The sequence below is a fragment of the Streptomyces sp. NPDC019937 genome (genome assembly GCF_040631655.1).
In the GTDB taxonomy this organism is placed as follows: domain Bacteria; phylum Actinomycetota; class Actinomycetes; order Streptomycetales; family Streptomycetaceae; genus Streptomyces.
In genome coordinates, this window is the sequence record NZ_JBEYAL010000010.1 from 44,754 (window position 1) to 61,405 (window position 16,652).

A 16,652-nucleotide genomic window follows, 5' to 3' on the forward strand; every position below is an offset into this window, starting at 1 on the left:
CCGGGGCGTGGGGCGTGCGCAGAGCGGAGACGCGCCCCCCGCCCCGGACCGGGCGGCGTGCGATTCCGCCGGACCCGGAACCCGGATCCGGGCAGCGGTGTACATCAGGCAGGGGACGGCCTCACACCGCTGCCCGGGTTCGGGCGCGGAAGAAACACAGCACCACGGGAGCAGGAGACGACACGCGGCATGACGACCACTGGGGCAGGAGCAGGCGGGGGAGCGGGGCTGCGGGCCCGGATCCTCACCCGCGACGGATGGGCGGTGCAGCACGCGGTGCTGACCGTCACCGATATGACGGGCGGGCAGGTGCTGCGCGCCCAGGCCACCGAGGACGGTTCGGTGCGCAGCGAGGAGCCGCTGCCCCCCGGCCCGTACACGATCATCGCCACGGCGGTGGGGTACGCACCGGTGGCGTCCACGGCGATCGTCACGGCGGCCGGGCGCGCCGATGTGGGCACGCTGGTGCTGGCCCGGCAGGGCGGGGTGGAGCTGCCGCCGCCCGGCGCGTGGACGCTGGATCCCGCGCATTCGACGGTGGGGGCCGTCGCGCAGCATCTGGGGATCTCCAGCGTGCACGGGCGGTTCACGGACTTCGGCGGGCAGATCGAGATCGCCGAGGACATCGAGAAGTCGAGGGTCGAGGCGGTGATCCAGGCGGCCAGCATCGACACCGGCAACGGAATGCGGGACGGCCATCTGAAGTCGCCCGACTTCCTCAACGTGGAGCAGTTCCCGGTCCTCACCTACACGAGCACGCATCTGAGCGCGGCCGGCCCGGACCGGTGGACGGTGCACGGGGAGCTGTCCATGCACGGTGTGGTGCGGGACGTGGACCTGGACCTGACCTATCTCGGCACCGGTCCCGACCCCTGGGGCGGAGTGCGGGCGGCGTTCCGGGCGACCGCGGAGCTGCGCCGTGAGGACTTCGCGATGAACTACAACCAGGTGGTCGCGGCGGGCATCGCGGCGATCGGTACGACCCTGCGGGTGGAGCTGGACATACAGGCCGTCCAGGGCGAGGAGCTCCCGGCGGCGGCATGACCGCCGCGGTGCCCGCTCGTGCGCTACGGGGCGTCCCGCAGGGACTCGATACCGGCGATCGCGAGGTCCAGCGCGAGGGTGAACTCCCGCTCGCGCATCTCCTCGACGGTGTATCCGCGGCTCGCTTCCATGGTCCTGCGCGATTCCTCGAACTCCGGGCGGTCCTCGACCGAGCTCATCACCTCCCGGAACAGCTCGTCCTGGGTGACCCCCAGCGTCCGGCAGAGAGCGGAGTAGCGGCCCTCGATGGTGCTGAAGCCGTAGACGAACTGGTAGACGAGGGAGAGCGCGCTGGTGATCTTCTCGTCCGGCAGTCCGCTGTGGCGCATCACCCGCTGCGCGGCGCTGGAGAAGGCCATCGCGTTCGGCCCGATGTTGAAGTACTCCCCCAGCAGCGGGGACAGCCAGGGGTGGCGCACCAGCACCTGGCGGTATTCGAAGGTGAGTTGGCGCAGCTGCTCGCGCCAGTCCCGGCCCTCGTCGGTGGCGGGCTGTTCCGGCTCCCCGGCGGGCCGGGCGGCCTCCGCGGGGAGGACGATCTCTCCCATGCAGGCGTCGAGGGCGAGTTCGAGCAGCTGGTCCTTGGTCTCCACGTACCAGTAGACCGACATGGCGGTGACGCCCAGATCCGCCGCCAGCCGGCGCATGGAGAAGCCCGCGAGCCCTTCGGCGTCCAGCAGCCGGACGGTCGCCGCGATGATCTTCACGTGGTCGAGACCGACCGGCTGCTGATCGCCCTTGCGTTTGGGGGCCTTGCGCTCGGAGAGCCAGACGCTGGACCGTGGGTGGGTGGCACGGCTGCCGGTTGCCATGGCGGCTCTCCTTCTGCGCTGCGCTGCTGCCGCGCATCAGGCGGACACGATGCGCGACGGGTCATACGTGTCCGATGCTATGCCGCCGGAGCCGCCGGTGAAGATCGTTCGGCCCGGCGCAGCAGCAGCGCGGCCAGCACGCCACCGGCGAGCACGGCCGCCGCGCCGACCAGCTGGCTGGTCTCCACCCCGGAGGCGAATGCGTCCAGGACGGCCGTCCGGTCCTCGGGGGTGCGGGCCGTGGCGAGGGCGGCCGGGAGCGAGCCCGCTCCGGCGGCGGCCGCGGGCAGCAGCGTGCCGAAGCGGGAGTTCAGCACCGCGCCCAGGACCGCGACGCCGAGCCCGTTGCCACATTCGGTCAGGGTGCCGTTGACGCCCGCGCCCACCCCGGCCTTCTCCGGCGGGATGGCCGACATGATGGCGTTCGCCATCGCGGGCATGGCGAACGCGATTCCGGCCCCCATCACCACCAGCCCCAGCAGCATCCCGCCGTAGCCGTCCGCGCCGAGGACCGCGATCAGCGCGAGACCCAGCGAGAGCATCCCCATGCCGGTGACGATCGTCAGCGGCGTCCCGAGCTTCGGCAGCAGCCGGGCCCCGACACCGGTGAGGTTGAGCGCCACGATCACCAGCGCGAGCGGCGCGGTGCGCAGCCCCGCGTCCAGCGCGTCGTAGCCGAGCACGAACTGCAGATGCTGGGTGAGCAGGAACAGCGAGCCGCCCATGCCGAAGGCGACGAGGATGCCGCCCGCGACGGCGCCCACGAAGGAGCGGTTGCGGAAGAAGTGCATGTCCAGCATCGGATAGGGGATATGACGCTCCCACAGCGCGAAACCGGTCAGCACGGCGATGCCGACGAAGGCGGACAGCAGCACCCGGTTCGAGGTCCAGCCGTGCTCGGGCCCGGCGATGATCGCGTAGACGATCCCGGTCATGCCGACCGTGGAGAGCAGCGCGCCCAGCAGATCGGGCCGGTCGCCGGCCGGGTTCTTGGACTCGGGGACGAGCCGGACCACCGCGGCGAGGCCGAGCAGCGCGACGGGGATGTTGATCAGGAAGATCGACCCCCACCAGAAGTGCTCCAGCAGACCGCCGCCGATGAGCGGCCCCGCGGCGAAGCCGAGCGAGCTGACCGCCCCCCATACACCGATCGCCTTGGTCCGCTCGGTGTCGTCGAAGATCTGCACCACGACGGCGAGCGTCGTGGTCATGAGCAGCGCGCCGCCGACCCCCATTCCGGCGCGGGCGGCGATGAGCTGACCCGCCCCCTGCGCCAGCGAGGCGATCAGCGAGCCGACGCCGAACAGGGCGAGCCCCGCGACCAGCATCTTCTTTCGCCCATAGCGGTCGGCGGCGCTGCCCGCGCTGAGCAGCAGTCCGGACTGGACCAGCGAATAGGCGTTGATCATCCACTGGATGTCGGCGGTGGTCGCGTCCATCTCCCGGGCGAGGGAGGGGACCGCCACGTTGAGGATCGTGTTGTCCAGCAACACGGTGAGCTGGGCGAGGCAGATCACGGCGAGGATCAGCCAGCGCTGGGGATGGCCACCGGAGGCGGCGCCGGGCGGGGCGGCGGGTCCGGTATCGGCGGTCGGGGCCGTCATGGGGACTCCAGGGAGACGTTTGTAGATGCGGGGCCGGGCGTTCGCCATACACCGTACGAGTGTCGCTGTACGGCGTACAGCGAATTTCCGCGCGCCGCGCCGCGCCCTGTGCGCCCGCATGGGTACGGGCCGGTGGCCGCGGGGGGGGGAACCCGGCCACCGGCCCGTACGGACGGGATGTTCGAACGTCAGCTGGAGGACTTCTTCTGCGTCAGGTCGTAGAGCGTGGTGCCGCCTACGGTGACCTTCTTGTAGGTCGCCTCGATCCAGGTGGTGATCTTGGAGGAGGTGCCGTTGCCGCCACGGCCCGGACCGCCGCCCATGCCGGTGCCCGAGGAGAGGAAGTAGTGGATCTTGCCCTGCTTCACGTACTCCTTGAACCCGGCGAGGGTCGGCGACGGGTCGCTGCCGTTGAAGCCGCCGATGGCCATCACCGGGTCCTGGGTGGCGAGCTGATAGCTCGCGGCGTTCTGCGAGCCGATGGCCGCCGCGACCCAGGTGTAGTCGTCGGCGTTCTTCTCCAGCTTCGCCTTCACCTTGGCGTTGACCTGCGCGCCGTTGAGCAGCCCGCCCATGCCGCCGCCCATACCGCGCCGGCCGCCTTCGCCCATGGCGCCGGGGAACATGCCCCGCTGACCGTTCCGGCCCTGCCCCTGCCGACCCTGCCCTTGGGCGTTGCCGTTGCCGTTGCCTTTCAGCTGCGGCCGGCCGCCGCCCGGGAAGCCGCCACCGGGATTGCCGCCCGGCATGCCCTGCTGCCCCTGGCCCTGGCCTTGGCCTTGGCCCTGCTGGCCGCCCGGCATCCCCGGCGGGCCGCCCATGCGCCCGCCGCCGGGGCGGCCGCCGCCGGGACCGCCGCCCATGCCGCCCGACACCGTGGGTCCGGCCGTGATGATCGAGCCGCTCTTCGGCGTCTCCACCGTGTTCAGCGTGTACGCCACCGGCCCGGCCAGCGCCGCCGCGAGACCGAGCGCGGCCACGCCCAGCGCGAGCGTCCGCCCCAGCCGCGCCGCGAACAGCAGCCCGATCGCGGCCGCGAGACCGGCGATCAGCACCGCCCGGCGCAGCCACGGGTGCCAGTCCGCGGACCGGCCCAGCAGCACGTATGACCACCAGGCCGTGACCGCGACCGTGACCGCCAGCACCACCGCGGCCGCGATGCCGACGCGGCCCCCGGCCTGCCGCCGCTCCCACAGCATCGTCGCGCCCATGCCCACGATCGCCGCGATGTACGGCGCGAGGGCGATGTTGTAGTACTGGTGGAAGATCCCGGACATGAAGCTGAACGTCGCGAACGTCATCAGCAGCGCCCCGCCCCAGACCAGGAACGCGGCACGCCGGGCGTCCGTCCGCCGGGCCCGCCAGGTCAGCCACACCCCCGCCACCAGCAGGATGAACGCGGCGGGCAGCAGCCAGGCGATCTGACCGCCCATGTCGGAGCCGAAGAGCCGGCCGATACCGGTCTCGCCCCACATCCCGCCGCCACCGCCACCACCGCCGCGCGCGCCACCGCCGCCGACGCTGCCGGTCTCGTTGCCGTTGATCCGGCCCAGGCCGTTGTAGCCGAAGGTCAGCTCCAGGAAGCTGTTGTTCTGCGAGCCGCCGATGTACGGCCGGGACGACGCGGGCCACAGCTCGACGATCGCGACCCACCAGCCGCCGGAGATCACCATCGCGAGCCCCGCGAGCAGCAGTTGCCCGATCCGCCGGCCCAGCCGGGCCGGGGCGCACACCGCGTACACCACCGCGAGCGGGGGCAGGATCAGCCACGCCTGGAGCGTCTTGGTGAGGAAGCCGAGGCCGAAGCAGATTCCGGCCAGCACCAGCCACTTCGTCCGGGCGTCCTCCAGCGCCCGCAGCACGCAGTAGACGGCCGCGACCATCAGCAGGCACAGCAGCGCGTCGGGGTTGTTGAAGCGGAACATCAGCGCCGCGACCGGGGTCACCGCGAGCGCGCCGCCCGCGATGAGCCCGGCGGCCGCGCTGAACCGGCGGCGTACGGCCGCGTACAGCACCCCGACCGTCGCGACGCCCATCAGCGCCTCGGGGATCAGGATCGCCCAGGAGGAGAGGCCGAAGGCGCGCACCGAGAGGGCCATCGGCCACAGCGCGGCCGGGGGCTTGTCGACGGTGATGGAGTTCGCGGCGTCCGAGGAGCCGAAGAAGAACGCCTTCCAGCTCTCGCTGCCCGCCTGCACGGCGGCCGAGTAGAACTGGTTCGCGTAACCGGAGGCGCCCAGGCTCCACAGGTAGAGCACGGTGGTTACGGCGAGCAGGGCCCACAGCGCGGGCCGCGCCCAGCGCGGGTCCTCCGGACGGCCCCGCCACGCCCGCGCCAGGCGCGAGCCGCCGGAAGCGTCGGGCGCGATGGGGGGAGCGGCGGCGGGAAGGGGCGGCGGCGCACCGGCTTCCCGGGTGCCGTGGTCGTACGTCGTCATCGGTTGGTCCTCGGGTCGTGGTCGGTGGTGGCTCCGCTGTCCGACGGGAAGACCCAGGCCCGGAAGAGCAGGAAGCGCAGAACGGTCGCGGCGAGGTTGGCCGCGATGAGCACGGCCAGTTCGGTGCCGTGCGAGGGGGAGCCGGGGGCGGTGTCCAGGGCGGCCAGGGAGCCGCTGGTCAGCACGAGGCCGATGCCGAAGACGACCAGGCCCTGGGCCTGGTGGCGGATGGCCCGGTCCCGTCCGCGGACGCCGAAGGTGAGCCTCCGGTTGGCCGCGGTGTTGCCGAGCGCGGACAGCAGCAGCGCCAGCGCGTTGGCCACCTGCGGGCCCGTACCGAGCCGGAAGAGCGTGTACAGCGCCAGATAGACGAGCGTGGACAGCCCGCCCACCACGCAGAACCCCACGAGCTGGCGGGCCAGTCCGCCCGGCACCCCGCTCAGTTCGCGGTCGCGCGGATCGTCACCGAACGGGCGGCGCAGCCGGTCCAGCGGGAGCGCGCCGGTGGCCAGCGCGCGCCCCACCCGCCAGACGCCCTTCAGGTCGTCGGTGGCGGTCTTCACGATGTGCACGGTGCTGTTCGGGTCGTCGACCCAGTCCACCGGCACCTCGTGGATGCGCAGCCCCGCCCGCTCGGCGAGCACCAGCATCTCGGTGTCGAAGAACCACCCGGTGTCCTCGACCATCGGCAGCAGCCGCTCCGCGACGTCCTTGCGGATCGCCTTGAACCCGCACTGGGCGTCCGAGAACCGGGCCGCCAGGCTGCCCCGCAGGATCAGGTTGTAGGCGCGCGAGATGAACTCCCGCTTGGTGCCGCGCACGACGCGCGAGCTGCGCGCCAGCCGCGATCCGATCGCCAGGTCCGAGTGGCCCGAGATCAGCGGGGCCACCAGCGGCAGCAGCGCGTTGAGGTCGGTGGACAGATCGACGTCCATATAGGCCAGCACCGGCGCCTCGGACAGCGACCAGACGGTGCGCAGCGCCCGCCCGCGGCCCTTCTGCTCCAGCCGGACCGCCGTCACCTCCTCGACGGTGTCGTCCAGGTAGGCCGCCACGTGGGGCGTGCGGTCCGTACTGGCGTTGTCCGCGATGGTGATCCGGAATCGGTAGGGGAAGGTGCGCGTCAGGTGGTCGTGCAGCCGGCGCACACACCGCTCGAGGTCCGCCTCTTCGTTGTAGACGGGGATCACGACGTCGAGCACCGGGCGGCTGCGGTCGACCGCGATGTGCCGGCGCGCGGGCAAGGTCTGCAGGGGTGTCTCGGGCGGCGCCTCGAGAGGGGTGTCGGTTCGCATGGAACGACATTCGCGAGCGGCGCTGTCACGGCTGTGTGGTCAGCCTGTGGCCTGGCTGTGAGTGCGTAACGCCCTGGTGAACAGGGAGATGGACGCCGAAGACGGTACGCCCCGGCACGCTGTCCACCGTCACCTGTCCCTCGTGCGCGGCGACCACCGCGTGCACGATGGCCAGCCCCAGACCGGTGCTGCCCGCGGTGCGCGAACGCGAGGCGTCACCGCGCGCGAAGCGCTCGAAGACGTGCGGCAGCAGATCGGGCGGGATGCCCGGGCCGTCGTCCTCGATCTGCAGCGAGACGTACGAGGGCGGCTGCGGCGGCCCGGAGGTGCCGGGGTGCGCGGCCGCCCGCGCCATGGCGTACGGGGATCCGTACGGCGCCGCGTAGGGCGAACCGGACCCGCCGCCGCCGGGCGGCGCGCCGTGGCCCGGGCCGTGGCCGAAGGCGTAGGGCGAGCCGGGGCCGAAGCCGTGGGCGTCGCCCGGATGGTTCTGGGGTCCGTACGACGGGCCGTGCACCATGCCGTACGGCGCCAGGTACGGCGACGGGCGCGGCGCGGTGTGCGGGCCGCCCCACAGCACGCGCGCGGTGACGGTCGTCCCGGCCGGGGTGTGGTTACGGGCGTTGCCCAGCAGGTTGACCAGGACCTGGTGCAGCCGCGCCGAGTCGCCCTGGACGAGCGCGGGTTCGTCCGGCAGCTCCAGCCGCCACTGGTGGTCGGACCCGAGCGCCCGCGCGTCGCTGACCGCGTCCACCACCAGCGGGGACAGGTCCACCTCGGCGTACTCCAGGGGCCGTCCTGCGTCCAGCCGGGCCAGCAGCAGCAGATCCTCCACCAGCCCGGTCATCCGTCCGGCCTCGGACTCCACCCGGCCCAGCGCATGCCGGGTGTCGGGCCCGATCTCCTCGCGGCCGCGCCGGGTCAGCTCGGCGTAGCCGCGGATCGAGGCGAGCGGGGTCCGCAGCTCATGGCTGGCGTCGGCGACGAACTGCCGTACCCGCGTCTCGCTCTCCTGTCGGGCCGCCAGGGCCGATTCGATGTGCCCCAGCATGCGGTTGAGCGCCGCCCCGACCTGGCCGACCTCGGTCCGCGGATCGGCCTCGGAGGCCGGGACCCGCTCCCGCAGCGCCACCTCGCCGCGGTGCAGCGGCAGCTCCGAGACCCGGGTCGCGGTCGCGGCCACCCGGCGCAGCGGGCGCAGCGAGATGCCGACCATGGTGGCCCCGGCGAGCCCGGCCGCGACCAGCCCGGCGGCGGCGACGCAGACCTCGACCAGGATGAGGGTGTTGACGGTGTCCTGGGTCTGGTTGAGCGGAAAGGCCATGATGATCCCGCCGTCCCTCGGGTTCCACTTGGCCACGGCTCGATAGCTGCCGAGGCCGGGGAGATCGACGGTGTGCACGGTGTCGTCGCGGGGGACCGCGGCGAGCGCCTTCTCCTGGCCGCTGGTCAGCTTGTCCACCCGCTGCGCGGCGTTCGAGAAGTCCGGCAGCATCGGCTCGTCGTTGCTCTTGCCGGACTTGACCACCTTGCCGTCCGTCCCCAGGCGCGCCCCGGCCGTTCCGATGGGCTGCCCGGGCCCGTTGAGGAAGAAGATGCTCTCCGGGCCGCGCGGATCGACCGAGTGCGGCTGCTCGCTCGCCTTGCGCATCGCGCCGCCCGCGGAGGAGCGCAGGTTGTTGTCGACCTGGCCCTCCAGATACGACTTCAGGGCGATCGTCGTGACCGTGCCGATCACGGCGCAGACCACGGCGATCAGCGACACCGCCGAGACGACCAGGCGGGTGCGCAGCGACCAGGGCCGCCGGGCGGCGGCCCGGGTGTTCTTCCTGCCGCGCGGGCTCGGGTGCGCCACGGTGCCTACTCCCCGGGCTTGATCAGATACCCGGCGCCGCGCCGGGTGTGGATCATCGGGCTGCGGCCCGCGTCGATCTTGCGCCGCAGGTAGGAGATGTACAGCTCGACGACGTTGGCCTGGCCGCCGAAGTCGTAACTCCACACCCGGTCCAGGATCTGCGCCTTGCTGAGCACCCGGCGCGGGTTGCGCATCAGATAGCGCAGCAGCTCGAACTCGGTCGCGGTCAGGTGGATCTCCTGCCCCGCCCGCGACACCTCGTGGCTGTCCTCGTCCAGCACCAGGTCGCCGACGGCCAGCACCGATTCGCTGCGCGCGGCCGCCGCCCCCGACCTGCGCAGCAGCCCGCGCAGCCGGGCGACGACCTCCTCCAGGCTGAACGGCTTGGTGACGTAGTCGTCGCCGCCCGCCGTCAGCCCGGCGATCCGGTCCTCGACGGCGTCCCGCGCGGTCAGGAACAGCACCGGCACCTCGGGCAGCTCACGGCGCAGCCGGCCCAGGACGGTGAGCCCGTCCATGTCGGGCAGCATGACGTCGAGGACGACCGCGTCGGGGCGCAGCTCACGGGTCGTACGGATGGCCTCGGCACCGTCGCCCGCCGTCCGCACCTCCCAGCCCTCGTAGCGCAGCGCCATCGACAGCAGGTCGGCGAGGGCCGACTCGTCGTCCACGACCAGCACCCGGACGGGGCTCCCGTCCGGTCGCAGCAGCTCGGTACGCCCATGGGGCGAGGTCGCCATCATGAACGTCAGCTTCCGGCGACGGCCTGAGAGCTTCCTTTCGGGTACCTGTGAATAACCTGAGAATCCTCTGGCCCCGGAATGGCCCTGGCACGGCTCCGGGAATAGGCGGAATCCCCCTCCGGTTCGCAGGAATATGGCTACTCAACCCGCCTTCGGCAAGATCGGCATCTGGACCGCGGCCCTGCGGGTCACGGACTCCCTATCGGCGCAGCAGGTCGGCGAGGCGGCGGCCGAGCTGGAGGAGCTGGGATACGGCACCCTCTGGCTCGGCGGCAGCCCCAGCCCGGACCAGGCCGGGGCCCTCCTGGAGGCCACCGGCCGGATCACCGTCGCGACCGGCATCCTCAGCATCTGGGACCACGACCCGGCGTTCGTGGCCGAGCGGTACGCCGCCATCGACGCGGCCCACGACGGGCGCTTCGTGCTGGGCCTCGGGGTCAGCCACAGCGCGCTCGCCGGTGAGCGGTACGCGCGCCCGTACTCCGCGATGCGGGAGTACCTGGCGGCCCTGGACGCCGCCCCGGCCCCGGTCCCCGCGTCCCGCCGGATCCTGGCCGCCCTCGGCCCGAAGATGCTCGAGCTGTCCCGCGACCACGCCGCCGGCGCCCATCCGTACCTGGTCACCCCGGAGTTCACGGCGCAGGCGCGGGAGATCCTGGGCGACGAGGCGCTGCTCGCCCCGGACCTCAAGGTCGTCCTCGAACCGGACCTCGACCGCGCCCGCACCATCGCCCGCGACTACCTGGCCCGCTACCTGGCCCTGCCCAACTACACCAACAACCTGCTGCGGCTGGGCTTCGAGGAGAAGGACTTCGCGGACGGCGGCAGCGAGCGCCTGCTGTCGGGCGTCTTCGCCCTGGGCGACGCGGAAGCGATCCGGCGCCGCGTCGACACGTTCCTGGCGGCGGGCGCGGACCACCTGGCGGTCCAGGTGGTGAACACCGCCCCGTTCACCACCCTCCCCCACGAGGAGTGGCGCACCCTGGCCGAGGTCCTCCCCCTCGGCAACGGCTGACGCGCCGCTGCGGGGGGCCGCACACGCGCGTCACAGGCCGAACAGCCGCGCCGCGTTCCCGTAACACACCCCCCGCAGCCAGTCGTCGTCCTGGTCCAGCCGGGTCAACGCCTCGAGGGCGTGCCCGTACCCGTACGGGATGTTGGGGAAGTCGCTCCCGAACAGCACCCGGTCGCCCAGCGCACCGAGCCGCCCCCGCTCCTCCGGCGGAAAGGGCCAGTGGGCCTCGGAGAAGTCGGTGAAGGCCATCGTCGTATCCAGGTGCACCCCCTCGTACCGCTCCGCGAGCCCCAGGAAGTCCGCGTACTCCGGCAGTCCCATGTGCGCGACGACCAGCCGCAGCCGGGGGTGCCGGGCCAGCAGCCGGGCCACCGGTTCCGGTCCGGTGTGCTTGCCGGGCGCCGGGCCCGAACCGCAGTGGATGACGATGGGCGTCCCGGCCTCGGCGAGCATCCCCCACACCGGGTCGAGCAGCGCGTCCCCCGGGTCGTACGCCCCCACCTGCACATGCGACTTGAACACCCGCGCCCCGCCGTCCAGCGCCGCGCGCACGTACTCCTCGACGCCCGGCTCCGGGAAGAAGGTCGCCGTGTGCAGACAGTCGGGCGTACGGGCGGCGAACCCGGCCGCCCACTCGTTCAGCCACGCCGCCATGCCGGGCTTGTGCGGATAGACCATCGAGGTGAAGGCCCGCACCCCGAACCCCCGTATGAGCGCGAGGCGTTCGTCCTCGTCCTCCCGATAGGTGATGGGCCACTCGATGCCGACCAGCGGCTCGGCGGCGTCGAAATACGCCCAGACCTTGTCCAGGACGTTCTTCGGCATGAAGTGCGTGTGCACGTCGATGATCCCGGGCAGCCCGAGCCCCTGCCAGAAGCGACGGACGGGTGCGGCATCAGTCATACGGATCACGGTACGACGGCCGGAATCGCGCACCGCGGCGCACGCACGAGGGCCCGGCACCAGATCTGGTGCCGGGCCCTCGCCTCAAGTAGCGGGGACAGGATTTGAACCTGCGACCTCTGGGTTATGAGCCCAGCGAGCTACCGAGCTGCTCCACCCCGCGTCGGTGAATGCAACACTACGTCATTCCCCCCGCTGAGGGAAATCCGTTCCTCGCGGCGCTCCAGGCGGCGGTCCCGCCGCGCCTCGGGGCCCCTGGCTACGCACCGGCCCCGGCGGCGACAGCCGTGACGGTGAACTCGTCCCCGCACACCCGCAGCCCCGAGGCGACCCGCGCGGTCATGGCCTCCTTCGAGCCGGGCGGGTAGGCCTTCACCAGGGAGGCGCCCTTCCAGCACGGCTTGTCCGAGAGGCCGTCGTTGATCGTGTGCAGCACGGCGTGCGCGCTTCCCCCGGCGGGCACCGTGACGGGCTTCCCCTTGGCCCCCTCGCGCTCGGCGGCCTTCCCGATCGTCTGCCCGTCCTTGGCGAGCAGCGACACCCCGGGGAATCCGTTCAGCGTGCAGGCGCTCCTGCCCTTGTTGGTGAACACCAGCGCATACCGGATGTTGCCCGCCCCGATATCGGCGTTCCCCACGCGCAGGCTCATCGACGAGGACTCACACCGCCCGCCGCCGGCGCTCCCGGCCTTCGACCCGATCTCCTCACCGGCCGTCGCCGAACCCGTCGCCGCGGCGCCGTCCTGTGAGGCGGCGGACGCGGGCGCCTTCCCCTCGGGCTCGGGCCCGCTGCCCTGACAGGCCGTCACCCCCATGGCCGCCACCGCCGCCATCGTGGCGACGACGACCTTGCCCCGGTTGGTGAGCGTGATGTGCGCCATGGGAACCCCCTTGCCGATACGAGCGTCTCTCGCATCAACAACCCTGCCGATCCGCGCTAGTGCTCTGTTAACACCCGAGTGGCACATCACTAACGCATCACTAATGCCCCGGTCCCGCCGCGGCCGCGAGGGAGTCCGGAACAATCACCGCATGACCGCCCCCGTGCCCCCCGTACAGGCCCTGATCGTGGTGGACGTCCAGTCGGCCTTCGTCACGGGCCCCGACGCGGTTCCCGGCGCGCCCGGCTCCTCGACCGGACCACCGGCCCGATCGCCAGGGCACGCGCCGGTGGCTCGCTGATCGTCCACCTCCAGAACGACGGCCCCACGGGCGCGCCCGACGAACCGAAGACACCGGGCTGGGAACCGCACCCGCCGGTCCGCGAAGGCCACCGGGAGGTCGTGATCCGCAAAACGGAGGACGACGGCTTCCACGAAACACCCCTGGGCGACCTGCTCGCCGAGCGGGGCGTACGAGCCTCGCGCAGACCGCCGACGTCACCTTCACGCCCCCTCCGCGGGCTGCGCCCGAGTCCGGTCCCGCCCGGAAGAGGGCCGGGTCAGTTCCCGAGCGCCGCCTTGCGCAGGGATCGCTCGGCGATCCGGGCAGCCGCTGACGGGGGCAGCAGGCGACCGAAGACGAAGGTCTGCAACGTGTTGAGACGGCCGTCGACGACTGCCGGGCCCCGGCCGCGCAAGGCGGACATCACGGTGTCCGCGACGGCATCGGGCCCCCGCTTGCCCGGCATGCGCCGTGTGTTCATCGCAGTGTCGGTGGGACCGGGGCTGACCGCCACGACCCGCACCCCCGTCCTCCTCGTCTCGGCCCACACCGCCTGGGTGAAGGACAGCACGAACGCCTTCGAGGCCGCATAGGCGGCCACATACGGAACGGGCGCGTACGCACCGGTGCTCGCGATGTTGACGATCGTCCCCCTCCCCCGCGCGACCATGGCGGGCAGCAGAAGCGCCGTCAGCTCCGCCACCGCGCCGGCATTGAGGTCGACCAGGCCCCGCACCCGCGCGGGATCGCTGTCGGCGACCGGCCCCATCAGGCTGGCCCCGGCATTGTTGACCAGCACGTCGACCTCGGCCCCCGCCCCCGTCAGCCACTCGGCCAGCCGGGCAGGAGCACCCTGGTGCGACAGGTCCAGAGCGAGCGTCGACACCTGGGCCCCGTGCTCGGCACGCAACCGCTTGGCCGCCGCCTCCAAGCGTGCGCCGTCCCGTGCGACCAGGGCCAGGTGCATGCCCTGCCGGGCCAGCCGCTCGGTGATCGCGGCCCCGATGCCCGTCGCGGCGCCGGTCACGACAGCAGTTCGCCGCCTCGTCTCTTCCTTCGTCTTCATGCTCGGAACGGTAAACTTTCACATTAACGTCAAGGTCAAGTCTGGCTCGGTGGAGGAGACGGCGTGCGCATCGGAGAACTCAGCAGGGCCACCGGGGCCAGCACCCGTTCGCTCCGGTACTACGAGGACCAAGGGTTGCTCTCCAGCGACCGCCGCTCCAACGGATACCGGGACTACGGTGAGGAAGCCGTGCGCCAGGTCGCCTTCATCCAGGACCTCTACCGCGCGGGACTTCCCTCCCAGATCATCCGGGACATCCTTCCCTGCACCGCACCGACACCGCCCGCAGGCGAGTGCACACAACTCCTGGCCCGCGTCCGGCAGGTCCGCGACGAACTCGCCCGCCAAGAGCAGCAGCTCGCTCAGCGCCGCGAGATGCTCGACCGGTACCTCTCGGGCACGGAGGCCCCCACCTCCCTCGGTGGCCAACCCCATTGCTCCGCTTGAGGCGACTGAAGCCTGGCGTCAGCAGTTGGTGTCCTTCCCCTCTCCCCAAAACAGGGTGCGCGCAGCCCACGCCGCGCGCGCAGGTGATGCAGTTCCGACCCGGCCAACAACGGTGATCGCCCAAGGCCCCGGCTCTGTCGGCGGAAACTCGCAAACAAAGACCAAAGGCCACGTCCACGCACCTTCTGGCCCATTTTGAGTATGGGTACTCAGGCGTGCGAGTGCTGTGCTGTGCATGGTGAGGCCATGTTGAGCAGCAGGTTATGCCGTTGGTTGAAGGGCGTCGGCGTCTCGGCAGCCGCAGCCCATACGACGTACTGGGTCTGGGAGTCTGCCGAGCAGTGGGCGTGGGAAGCGCAACAGGCCAATCCGGATGGAGGCATCGGCGCAGGGTTCACCGAAAGCGCGCTGGCCGTAGTCGCTGTGGTGACGCTGGTGCCGCTGCTGCTGTGGGCGGGGATGCGGCTGATGAGGGAGCGGGACAATCACCTGCTGGTGACCCTGGGATGGGCGATGTGGATCTTGCTCAACACTCAGATGGCCGAGAGCAGCGCCAGCAAGGTGGAAACGGAGCTGTTCTTCGCCGCGTTCGCTCTGCTCGGCGGTTTCCTGTCACTGTTTCGCCCCACCGCGCCAGAAGGATGATCGTGACGGCACTCCGGGCCCGTCGTGGCCAGCAGCGCGGAGACCGGCCGGCGGCTGACGACAACTGGAAGGGCAGCGGCAGCGATCTCGTCTTCACCACGAAGAGCCGAACGCCCACCGAGCCGCGCAACCGCAACCGCGCCTTCACCCTCCTCTGCGGCAAGCCAGGGGTCCGCCGCGTCCGCTTCCCTGACCTCGGGCACAGCTCGAGGTCAGGACGATGATGACGGCACCGGCGGCGCGCTGGTCACCGTCTGATCGAGACGCGCGGCACCAGCCAACGCAAGAGGCCCCTTCCAACCAGTGGAAGGGGCCTCTGAGCTGCTGCGCGCTCGGCAGGATTCGAACCTGCAACCTCTTGATCCGTAGTCAAGTGCTCTATCCGTTAAGCTACGAGCGCTTGGCTTCCCGGCGGTTTTTCTTGCCGGTCGGCGTTGCGGGAACAACATTACATGACCTTCGCTGTCACGCGAAATCCGTTTCCCTCACCCCCTCTGACCTGGGCAGATGCCTGTTTTGAGGTCAGCGAAGCCCGTCTGGGCGACAGGAGAGAAGGCACGCGTGGGACGGCGCGGGGCGCTCCGACCGGATGACGCTGCGGAAGCGGCTCGTCACTCGGAGGGGGTACGCAGAAGAGCCCCGGTCGTGATCGACCGGGGCTCTCAAGAAGCGGAGGCTGAGGGATTTGAACCCTCGATGGGCTTTAGGGCCCAAACCGCATTAGCAGTGCGGCGCCATAGACCAGACTAGGCGAAGCCTCCAGCACACCGTGTCGGCTCACGCGAGCGCGATGTGGTGTGTGCAGATGATGTCACAGCCCTGCGGGATGTCACCAATCGCGGCCTACGGTACTCGGCAGGCGGGCAGGACCGCAAAGCGCTGAGGGGCGCAATGCCCGGATGGCGGCGCAACGCGCGCGGCGGGGGCGCGTTAGCAGGGCAGGGGCAGCGCGCCCCGGCTCTGATCACACCAGGAGTACTCACATGCCCCTGCTGCACCGCCTCGCCGTCACCACCGCCGCCGCCGTCGCCGCCACCGTGGCCGCGCTGAGCCCCGCGGGGGCCACGCCGCTGCCGCTGCCGGTGTCGTACGACGGGGAGAGCTCCGACCGTCTCGTCATCAGGGTGAGCGAGACGGGCCGGCACTTCGACGCCGTGCGGTACGTACTGGCGTGCCACCCCACCGGGGGTACGCATCCACGGGCGCGGGCCGCCTGCCGTCAGCTGGACGAGCAGACCGAGTGGGGGCGGGATCCGTTCGCGCCGGTGCCGCCCGGGGCCATGTGCACGGGGCAGTACGGCGGGGAGGCCATGGCGACGGTGAGGGGGCGCTGGGCGGGCCGTCCCGTGAATGCTCGCTTCACGCGAACGAACGGGTGCGAAATCGCCCGCTGGAACCGTTTCTCGATCGTTTTGCGTCTGCCTGGGAGCTGACCTGCGGATTGGGCCGGGAGTGGGCGGCGGGGGAGCCCGAGAGGTTTGTCCGGGCGTGCGCCGAGACGTGCACGTCCTGCTGCGACCTCCCTCTCATCTACCGCCGCGCCCGCCCTTGGTGCCCGTAGACTCCCCTGAGACACTCCACGGACGGGCGGCACAATGACCGCGGGTGTCAGCAAGGTGCGG

General features: G+C 71.6%; 14 protein-coding genes, 3 tRNA genes and 1 pseudogene. 6 read left to right on the top strand and 12 right to left on the bottom strand.

The genetic code is table 11. The features are described from left to right. The first annotated feature begins 189 nt into the window (after positions 1-189). Positions 190-1,044, top strand: coding sequence for a YceI family protein (locus ABZ562_RS12260; RefSeq protein WP_361476991.1), 855 nt, complete (start codon positions 190-192; stop codon positions 1,042-1,044). Positions 1,045-1,067: 23 nt separating this feature from the next. Here ABZ562_RS12260 and ABZ562_RS12265 read toward each other — a convergent pair whose 3' ends face one another. The 6 genes from ABZ562_RS12265 to ABZ562_RS12290 all read right to left on the bottom strand — a co-directional run bounded on the left by ABZ562_RS12265 (position 1,068) and on the right by ABZ562_RS12290 (position 9,791). After that, positions 1,068-1,856 (bottom strand): TetR/AcrR family transcriptional regulator, encoded by a 789-nt coding sequence (locus ABZ562_RS12265; RefSeq protein WP_361476994.1) that lies wholly within the window; start codon positions 1,854-1,856, stop codon positions 1,068-1,070. A 77-nt stretch (positions 1,857-1,933) separates the two neighbouring features. Beyond that, the gene (locus ABZ562_RS12270; protein ID WP_361476997.1) at positions 1,934-3,460 is read right to left on the bottom strand and encodes an MFS transporter; all 1,527 of its coding nucleotides are present in this window, start codon (positions 3,458-3,460) and stop codon (positions 1,934-1,936) included. Positions 3,461-3,648: 188 nt separating this feature from the next. Further along, the gene (locus ABZ562_RS12275; RefSeq protein ID WP_361477000.1) at positions 3,649-5,898 is read right to left on the bottom strand and encodes a glycosyltransferase family 39 protein; all 2,250 of its coding nucleotides are present in this window, start codon (positions 5,896-5,898) and stop codon (positions 3,649-3,651) included. Beyond that, positions 5,895-7,193, bottom strand: coding sequence for a bifunctional glycosyltransferase family 2/GtrA family protein (locus ABZ562_RS12280; RefSeq protein WP_361477003.1), 1,299 nt, complete (start codon positions 7,191-7,193; stop codon positions 5,895-5,897). The genes ABZ562_RS12275 and ABZ562_RS12280 overlap by 4 nt, the downstream gene beginning before the upstream one ends. A 25-nt stretch (positions 7,194-7,218) precedes the next feature. Beyond that, positions 7,219-9,048: a HAMP domain-containing sensor histidine kinase gene (locus tag ABZ562_RS12285; RefSeq protein ID WP_361477006.1), complete on the bottom strand. Its 1,830-nt coding sequence runs from the start codon at positions 9,046-9,048 to the stop codon at positions 7,219-7,221. A 5-nt stretch (positions 9,049-9,053) separates the two neighbouring features. Next, the gene (locus ABZ562_RS12290; protein WP_039938430.1) at positions 9,054-9,791 is read right to left on the bottom strand and encodes a response regulator transcription factor; all 738 of its coding nucleotides are present in this window, start codon (positions 9,789-9,791) and stop codon (positions 9,054-9,056) included. A 133-nt stretch (positions 9,792-9,924) separates the two neighbouring features. On the opposite strand from ABZ562_RS12290, the gene ABZ562_RS12295 reads away from it, so the two are divergent. Next, positions 9,925-10,806 carry an LLM class F420-dependent oxidoreductase gene (locus tag ABZ562_RS12295; protein ID WP_361477010.1) on the top strand — a complete coding sequence of 294 codons (882 nt, stop codon included), beginning with the start codon at positions 9,925-9,927 and terminating at the stop codon, positions 10,804-10,806. A 30-nt stretch (positions 10,807-10,836) separates the two neighbouring features. Here ABZ562_RS12295 and ABZ562_RS12300 read toward each other — a convergent pair whose 3' ends face one another. From ABZ562_RS12300 to ABZ562_RS12310, 3 genes are all read right to left on the bottom strand, one after another. Then, a complete protein-coding gene (locus ABZ562_RS12300) occupies positions 10,837-11,709 on the bottom strand; it encodes an amidohydrolase family protein (protein WP_361477013.1) in 873 nt (290 codons plus the stop codon). An 89-nt stretch (positions 11,710-11,798) separates the two neighbouring features. Then, positions 11,799-11,872 (bottom strand) — tRNA-Met (locus ABZ562_RS12305). 96 nt (positions 11,873-11,968) lie between these two features. Beyond that, a complete protein-coding gene (locus ABZ562_RS12310) occupies positions 11,969-12,589 on the bottom strand; it encodes a DUF4232 domain-containing protein (protein WP_361477016.1) in 621 nt (206 codons plus the stop codon). A 151-nt stretch (positions 12,590-12,740) separates the two neighbouring features. On the opposite strand from ABZ562_RS12310, the pseudogene ABZ562_RS12315 reads away from it, so the two are divergent. Beyond that, positions 12,741-13,036: pseudogene (locus ABZ562_RS12315) on the top strand (isochorismatase family protein); the annotation flags it as partial. A 113-nt stretch (positions 13,037-13,149) separates the two neighbouring features. Here ABZ562_RS12315 and ABZ562_RS12320 read toward each other — a convergent pair. After that, entirely contained in the window at positions 13,150-13,938 is a 789-nt protein-coding gene (locus ABZ562_RS12320; RefSeq protein ID WP_361477019.1) for an SDR family NAD(P)-dependent oxidoreductase, read from the bottom strand. 63 nt (positions 13,939-14,001) lie between these two features. Between ABZ562_RS12320 and ABZ562_RS12325 the strand changes: the two genes are divergently transcribed. Together ABZ562_RS12325 and ABZ562_RS12330 are read left to right on the top strand one after the other, a co-directional pair. After that, positions 14,002-14,385 carry a MerR family transcriptional regulator gene (locus tag ABZ562_RS12325; protein WP_361477022.1) on the top strand — a complete coding sequence of 128 codons (384 nt, stop codon included), beginning with the start codon at positions 14,002-14,004 and terminating at the stop codon, positions 14,383-14,385. Positions 14,386-14,631: 246 nt separating this feature from the next. After that, complete coding sequence (locus ABZ562_RS12330) at positions 14,632-15,030, top strand: hypothetical protein (RefSeq protein ID WP_361477025.1); 399 nt, start codon at positions 14,632-14,634, stop codon at positions 15,028-15,030. Between the two features lie 327 nt (positions 15,031-15,357). Here the strand turns inward: ABZ562_RS12330 and ABZ562_RS12335 are convergent. Both ABZ562_RS12335 and ABZ562_RS12340 read right to left on the bottom strand, forming a co-directional pair. After that, positions 15,358-15,430 (bottom strand) — tRNA-Arg (locus ABZ562_RS12335). Positions 15,431-15,700: 270 nt separating this feature from the next. Further along, positions 15,701-15,791: transfer RNA gene (locus ABZ562_RS12340), tRNA-Ser, on the bottom strand. Between the two features lie 222 nt (positions 15,792-16,013). Here ABZ562_RS12340 and ABZ562_RS12345 point away from each other — a divergent pair. After that, positions 16,014-16,463 (top strand): SSI family serine proteinase inhibitor, encoded by a 450-nt coding sequence (locus ABZ562_RS12345; RefSeq protein WP_361477028.1) that lies wholly within the window; start codon positions 16,014-16,016, stop codon positions 16,461-16,463. The last annotated feature ends 189 nt before the right edge of the window (positions 16,464-16,652 follow it).

What these genes read in the sequence shown, in the direction of transcription:
- ABZ562_RS12270 (WP_361476997.1), bottom strand. Translation starts at nt 3,460, where the DNA reads ATGACGGCCCCGACCGCCGATACCGGACCCGCCGCCCCGCCCGGCGCC.
- ABZ562_RS12295 (WP_361477010.1), top strand. Translation starts at nt 9,925, where the DNA reads ATGGCTACTCAACCCGCCTTCGGCAAGATCGGCATCTGGACCGCGGCC.
- ABZ562_RS12265 (WP_361476994.1), bottom strand. Translation starts at nt 1,856, where the DNA reads ATGGCAACCGGCAGCCGTGCCACCCACCCACGGTCCAGCGTCTGGCTC.
- ABZ562_RS12345 (WP_361477028.1), top strand. Translation starts at nt 16,014, where the DNA reads ATGCCCCTGCTGCACCGCCTCGCCGTCACCACCGCCGCCGCCGTCGCC.
- ABZ562_RS12290 (WP_039938430.1), bottom strand. Translation starts at nt 9,791, where the DNA reads ATGATGGCGACCTCGCCCCATGGGCGTACCGAGCTGCTGCGACCGGAC.
- ABZ562_RS12275 (WP_361477000.1), bottom strand. Translation starts at nt 5,898, where the DNA reads ATGACGACGTACGACCACGGCACCCGGGAAGCCGGTGCGCCGCCGCCC.
- ABZ562_RS12320 (WP_361477019.1), bottom strand. Translation starts at nt 13,938, where the DNA reads ATGAAGACGAAGGAAGAGACGAGGCGGCGAACTGCTGTCGTGACCGGC.
- ABZ562_RS12300 (WP_361477013.1), bottom strand. Translation starts at nt 11,709, where the DNA reads ATGACTGATGCCGCACCCGTCCGTCGCTTCTGGCAGGGGCTCGGGCTG.
- ABZ562_RS12330 (WP_361477025.1), top strand. Translation starts at nt 14,632, where the DNA reads ATGTTGAGCAGCAGGTTATGCCGTTGGTTGAAGGGCGTCGGCGTCTCG.
- ABZ562_RS12260 (WP_361476991.1), top strand. Translation starts at nt 190, where the DNA reads ATGACGACCACTGGGGCAGGAGCAGGCGGGGGAGCGGGGCTGCGGGCC.
- ABZ562_RS12280 (WP_361477003.1), bottom strand. Translation starts at nt 7,193, where the DNA reads ATGCGAACCGACACCCCTCTCGAGGCGCCGCCCGAGACACCCCTGCAG.
- ABZ562_RS12310 (WP_361477016.1), bottom strand. Translation starts at nt 12,589, where the DNA reads ATGGCGCACATCACGCTCACCAACCGGGGCAAGGTCGTCGTCGCCACG.